The sequence below is a fragment of the Parolsenella sp. genome, from assembly GCF_982402205.1.
On sequence record NZ_CEVYAT010000102.1, the window covers coordinates 1 to 5,706 of the forward strand.

Below are 5,706 nucleotides of genomic sequence, written 5' to 3' on the forward strand. Positions count from 1 at the left end.
GGCGCCTGCGAGGGCGGTGGGCACGTGCTCACGGTGCATGCCGTGGCGTCTGCCACGGCGGTGCTCGACCTGCTCGAGCGTCACCGCACGCTCGCCAACAACGACGTCATCCTCCACTGGTTCTCGGGGTCGGGCGACGAGCTCGCGCGGGCGCGGCGGATGGGCTGCCTCTTCTCGGTCAACGCCTTTGGACTCGAGACGCGCCGCGGCCGCGCCTACGTGAGACAGGTCCCGGCCAGCCAGCTGCTGCTCGAGACCGACCTGCCCGGCGAGGGCGCGCACGCCGCCGAGTGGGGGCCCGGGCGGCTCGTGGGCCGCCTGCGCGACACGCTCGCCACCGTCTGCGAGCTGCGCAACGAGGACGTTGCCGAGAGGCTTGCCGCCACGAGCCGGCGCCTCCTCGAGCTTTAGCCACGATGGGGCGCCGCTCATTGGGCCCATCGCGCCATCGGTTTTGCATGTTACCTGCAACGGTCCATCGGTTTGACACGTCTGGGAAGCCCTGGACGTGCAAAACCGATGGACCTCTCAGATAGACATGCAAAACCGATGGCACGTCCGAGCAAACATGCGCGACTGACAGCCCATCCGACCAGCCAGCCGAGTCGGCGCCCCTATGCCTGGGTGAGAAGCTCGCGGGCGTGCTCGAGCGAGATCTTTGACGTGTCGCCCGACAGCATGCGGGCAATCTCGGCCACGCGGTCCTCGCCCTCGATGAGGGTGAGCGACGTCTCGGGACGGCCGTCGGCGCCCGCGGCCTTCGACACCAGGTAGTGGCACTGGCCCATGACGGCCACCTGCGCGAGGTGCGTCACGACGATGACCTGGTGGGTCTTGGCGAGGTCGACGAGCACGGCGGCAAGCGAGCGCGCCGTCGAGCCGCCCACGCCGGCGTCGACCTCGTCAAACACAAGCGTGTCGACGCCATCGGCCTGGCCGAGCACCACCTTGCAGGCGAGCATCACACGGCTCACCTCGCCGCCGCTCGCGATGCGGCGCAGCGGGCGCGCCGTGAGGCCAGCGCCGGGACGGTACATGAGCTCGACGTGGCTGGGGCCAAGCTTGCCCCACTGCTCGCGCGGCATGCGCTCGAGCGCAACCGTGAGCTCGGCGCCGCCCATCTCGAGACGGGCCATCTGGGCCGTGACCTCGGCGGCAAAGCGCGGGGCGGCCGTCGATCGCACGGAGTCGAGGGTGTCCGCCGCGCTCGCAAGCGTGGCCTCGGCGGCCCGCAGGGCCTTCTCGGCGGCACGTTCGCGCGCACCCGAGTCGCTCGCGGCCTCCACGAGCTCGCGGGCCCGGTCGCGGCGGGCAAAGACGTCTGCCATGCCGGGGCCAAACGTGCGCATGAGGCCCTGCAGCGAGGCCATGCGCGCCTGCATCTGCTCGAGCTCCTCGGGATCGAGCTCCACCGAGTCGCGGTAGCTGCGCAGCTGGCCCGCGCAGTCCTCGACGTCGATGAGGGCGCTCTCGAGCGAGTCCGCGAGCTGGGACAGGGCGTCGTCGTAGCGCGCGGCGGCGCGCAGCTCGGCCACCGCGCCCGAGAGGGCGTCCATGGCGGCGCCGTCGCCGGCCACCGCCTCGCGGGCGGCCTCGGCGGCGCGCAGCAGGGTCTCGGCGTGCTCGGCGCGCGGCAGGTCCTCCTCGAGCTGCTCGAGCTCGCCCGGCTGCGGGTTGACCTCCTCGATGCGGCGCAGCTCGAAGCTCGCCTGCTCGAGGCGCTCGTCTCCCGCACGGGCCAGCTCGCGCACGCGCTCGAGCTCGGCCTTCGCATCATCGGCGGCCTGGAGCGCCTCGCAGTAGGCGTCGAGCGCCCGGGTGGCATCGGCACCTGCCCAGGCGTCGAGCATCTCGGCATGGGTGGCGGTGGAGAGCAGGCGCTGGTGCTCGTGCTGGCCGCACAGGTCGACCGTGGCGCCCACGAGCCGCGACAGCTCGGCCACGCTCGCCATGCGCCCGTCGATGCGCACCCGCCCGCGACCGGCCGCCTCGACGCGGCGCTGGACCACGTGGCCGTCGACGTCGTCCGCACCCAAGAAAACGCGGCCCTCGACGAGCAGGTGGTCGTCTCCCTCGCGCACGGAACTGGCGTCGGCGCGCTCGCCCACGAGCAGCTTGAGGGCGCTCAGCAGGGCGGTCTTGCCGGCGCCCGTCTCGCCCGTGAGCACCGTGAGGCCGGGCGCGGGGTTGATCGTGGCGTCGCGGATGAGCGCCACGCCCGCTACGTGCAGCTCGTCAATCATCTGAGCTCCCCTACTGCTTCTTGCGCATCTGGCCGTAGAATACGCGTGACACGGCCTCGTAGAAGCCGTCGGCGTCGGAGTCGAGCAGGATCACGTCGCCAGGGCCACGCCTCACCGAGCAGGCCACGACGCGGCCGCCCTCGGGCGCGCGCATGAGCTGGCCGTCGACGAAGACGCTGCTCTCGGCCGGGCGCTCGTCTGAGAGCGTGAGTTCCACGACGTCGCTCGAGCTCGTGAGGAAGGCGCGGGCGAGGATCGTGTGCGGGGCAATGGGCACGCAGACCATGCCCTTGAACTCGGGCGTCACGATGGGGCCGCCGCTCGAGAGGGCATAACCCGTGGAGCCCGTGGCGGTCGAGACGACGAAGCCGTCGCCGCGCAGGCGGTCGATGCGGTTGCCCGAGACCTGCACGTCGAACTCGATCATGTCGCCCAGGGCGCCGCGCGTGAGGGCGAGCTCGTTCAGGGCGAAATGGTGAGTCTCGCGCATGAGGTCGCCACCACAGTCGAACGTTATGCAGACGTCGAGCGTGGCGCGGCGGCTCTGGTGCATTTCGCCCGCGAGCGCGCGTGAGACCGACTCGACCACGTTCTCGGATCCGGCGCCGGTGAGAAAGCCGAGGTGGCCAAAGGAGAGGCCGAGGATGGGAATCTCGCGGTAGCCCACGATGCCGGCGGCGCGCAGCAGCGTTCCGTCGCCGCCGAGCGACACCACTAGGTCGACCCCCTCGGAGTCGACGACGCGGTTGGGCTCGCGGCGCTTGTCGTGCGCCCAGACGACCTCGGCGCCCTCGTGCGCGAGCCACACCTCGATGGTGGCCGCGGCCTGAATGGCGTCGGAGCGCGAGTAGTTGGGAACGAGCAGGACCTTCACGACGGCGACCTCCTTGAAACATCCGTTCGATGAGTGTAGCACGGCTGCGCGAAACCCGAGCCGCGCCATCGGCCCGCGGGACAGAGGGACGTGTCTTATGTCCCCACTCCTGTCCCCACACGCAAAAGGGCCCGGGCGCCATGCGAGGCGTCCGGGCCCTGGGCGGATTCACGTGCAGGCACGGCCTACTGGTACTCGGCCACGTCGATCCAGCTGCGGAGGAACTCCTCCTCCCTGGCGTCGCGGTGACGGGCGAGCTCGCTGGCGGCGACGATGCTCGTCCAGCGGCGGACGACCTGCATCGGCATGTCGGCCATCTTGCAGAAGAGCATGAGGGACTTGTCGGCCAGGCCCAGGTCCTCGAGCGCGAACAGCAGGTAGGTCATCGCGGCGTCAGCGGCGGGCGCGCCCTGCGTGGCATGGGCCCAGTCGCAGACGTACAGCAGGCCGTCGTCGCCCACGATGACGTTGCTCGGGTTAAAGTCGCCGTGGCAGACGTGGTTCTCGACCTTCATGCCGTCGAGGCGAATGAGCAGCTCGTAGCGGGTCGTGGCATCGATCTCGGTGAGGCCGTTGATCATGCGGGCGTACTTGTCGCGCTGACGGTTGAGCAGCGGCGCGGTGTGGCCGTTGACCTCGAGCTGCAGGCGCACGAACTGCTCGAGGTACTCGTCGTTGTTCTTCTTGTCGGCCTTCATGCGCTCGGCAAGCGTGGTGCCCTGGACCTTCTCGGTCACGAGCGCCCAGCCCTCGTCGCAGTGCGAGACCTCAACAATCTTGGGTACGCGGATGCCCGTCTCCTGGATGCGCGCGAGGTTGAGTGCCTCGTTGAAGACGTCGCTCTCGGCCTTGGAGGCGTTGAAGACCTTGAAGATGCGGTCGCCCGAGTCGTAGACGACCTTGTTGCCACGACGGACGATCTCCGTCTTGTTCTGAGGAAGCTCCATGCTAAGCCCTCCTTTAGGCTTGGGTGTGAGCGGGTAAGGCGGGCAGCCCTCCAGCCCCCTGGCGGGCTGCCCCTCCCCCTATGTGTACCAGCGCGGGCCTATGCCCTGGCGGGTAACAGCGAACCTAGTCCTCGTAGCTCTTGGGCTCACGGCCGTAGTAGGCATCGAGGTAGAGCTCCTTGATCTCGCTCATGAGCGGGTAGCGCGGGTTGGCCGGCGTGCACTGGTCATTGAACGCGTTCTCGGTCATCTCGTCGAGCGTGTCGAGGAAGTCCTCCTCGGTGACGCCATACTCGGCGATGGTGTGCTTGACGCCCACGTGGTCGCACAGCTCGTTGATCTTCTTGACGAAGTTCTCGAACACCTCGTCGTCGTTCTTGCCGGTGACGCCGCAGTAGCGGGCGGCCTCGGCGTAGCGGGCCTTCGCGTGCGGGTAGGCGTACTGCGGGAACGTGCCCATCTTGGTGGGAACGTCGGCCGCGTTATAGCGCATGACGCGGGTGAGGATGACGGCGTTGGCAAGGCCGTGCGGGATGTGGTGGTAGGCGCCGAGCTTGTGGGCCATGGAGTGGTTGAGGCCCAGGAAGGCGTTGGCGAAGGCCATGCCGGCCAGGCACGAGGCGTTGGCCATGCGCTCGCGGGCCTCGGGGTCGGCGGCGCCGTTGTCGTAGGCGCGGGGCAGGTACTCAAAGACCAGCTTCATGGCACGCAGGGCCATGGAGTCGCTCCAGTCGCTCGCCATGACCGAGACGTAGGCCTCGAGGGCGTGCGTGAGGACGTCGACGCCGGAGGCGCTGGTGAGGCCCTTGGGCTGAGTGTCCATGTTGTTGGCGTCGACGATGGCCATGTTGGGCAGCAGCGCGTAGTCGGCGAGCGGCCACTTGATGCCGGTCTCGGCGTCGGTGATGACGGAGAAGGGCGTGCACTCCGAGCCCGTGCCCGAGGAGGTGGGGATGGCCACGAAGTAGGCCTTGGAGCCCATCTCAGGGTAGGTGTAGACCCTCTTGCGGATGTCCATGAAGTCCATGGCCATGTCCTCGAAGTTGGCCTCGGGGTGCTCGTAGAGGACCCACATGATCTTGCCGGCGTCCATCGCGGAGCCGCCGCCAAAGGCGATGATCACGTCGGGCTCGAAGCTCGTGAGGATCTCGGCGCCCTTGCGCGCGCACTGCAGCGTGGGGTCAGGGGCGACGTCCCAGAAACAGGCGTGCTCGATGCCCAGCTCGTCGAGCTTCTGCTCAATGGGCTTGATGAAGCCGTTCTTGAACAGGAACTGGTCCGTGACGATAAACGCGCGCTTCTTGTGCATGACGCGGCCAAGCTCGTCGAGGGCGACCGGCTGGCAGCCACGCTTGAAGTAGACCTTCTCGGGAGCACGGAACCACAGCATGTTCTCACGCCTCTCTGCGACCGTCTTGATGTTGAGCAGGTGCTTGGGGCCCACGTTCTCGGAGACGGAGTTGCCGCCCCAGGAGCCGCAGCCCAGCGTGAGGGACGGGGCGGTCTTGAAGTTGTACAGGTCGCCGATGCCACCCTGCGAGCTGGGGGTGTTGACGAGGATGCGGCAGGTCTTCATGGCAGCCGCGTGCTTTGCCATCTTCTCCTTCTCGGTGGTGGAGATGAAGAGAGACGAGGTGTGGCC

At 68.5% G+C, this 5,706-nt stretch carries 5 protein-coding genes; 1 reads left to right on the plus strand and 4 read right to left on the minus strand.

Annotated elements, in window-relative coordinates:
• On the plus strand, nt 1-411 hold a 411-nt coding region (locus tag AC1VTH_RS06050), incomplete at its 5' end, for a TatD family hydrolase (RefSeq protein WP_481335264.1).
• Between the two features lie 203 nt (nt 412-614).
• Here the strand turns inward: AC1VTH_RS06050 and recN are convergent.
• From recN to AC1VTH_RS06070, 4 genes are all read right to left on the minus strand, one after another.
• A complete protein-coding gene (recN, locus tag AC1VTH_RS06055) occupies nt 615-2,243 on the minus strand; it encodes a DNA repair protein RecN (protein ID WP_481335265.1) in 1,629 nt (542 codons plus the stop codon).
• 10 nt (nt 2,244-2,253) lie between these two features.
• On the minus strand, nt 2,254-3,117 hold the full coding sequence (locus AC1VTH_RS06060) for an NAD(+)/NADH kinase (protein ID WP_481335267.1): 864 nt from the start codon (nt 3,115-3,117) through the stop codon (nt 2,254-2,256).
• A gap of 185 nt (nt 3,118-3,302) precedes the next feature.
• The gene (locus AC1VTH_RS06065) at nt 3,303-4,064 is read right to left on the minus strand and encodes a phosphotransferase (protein WP_481335268.1); all 762 of its coding nucleotides are present in this window, start codon (nt 4,062-4,064) and stop codon (nt 3,303-3,305) included.
• 124 nt (nt 4,065-4,188) lie between these two features.
• The coding region (locus AC1VTH_RS06070; RefSeq protein ID WP_481335269.1) for an iron-containing alcohol dehydrogenase at nt 4,189-5,706 on the minus strand (1,518 nt) is incomplete at its 5' end.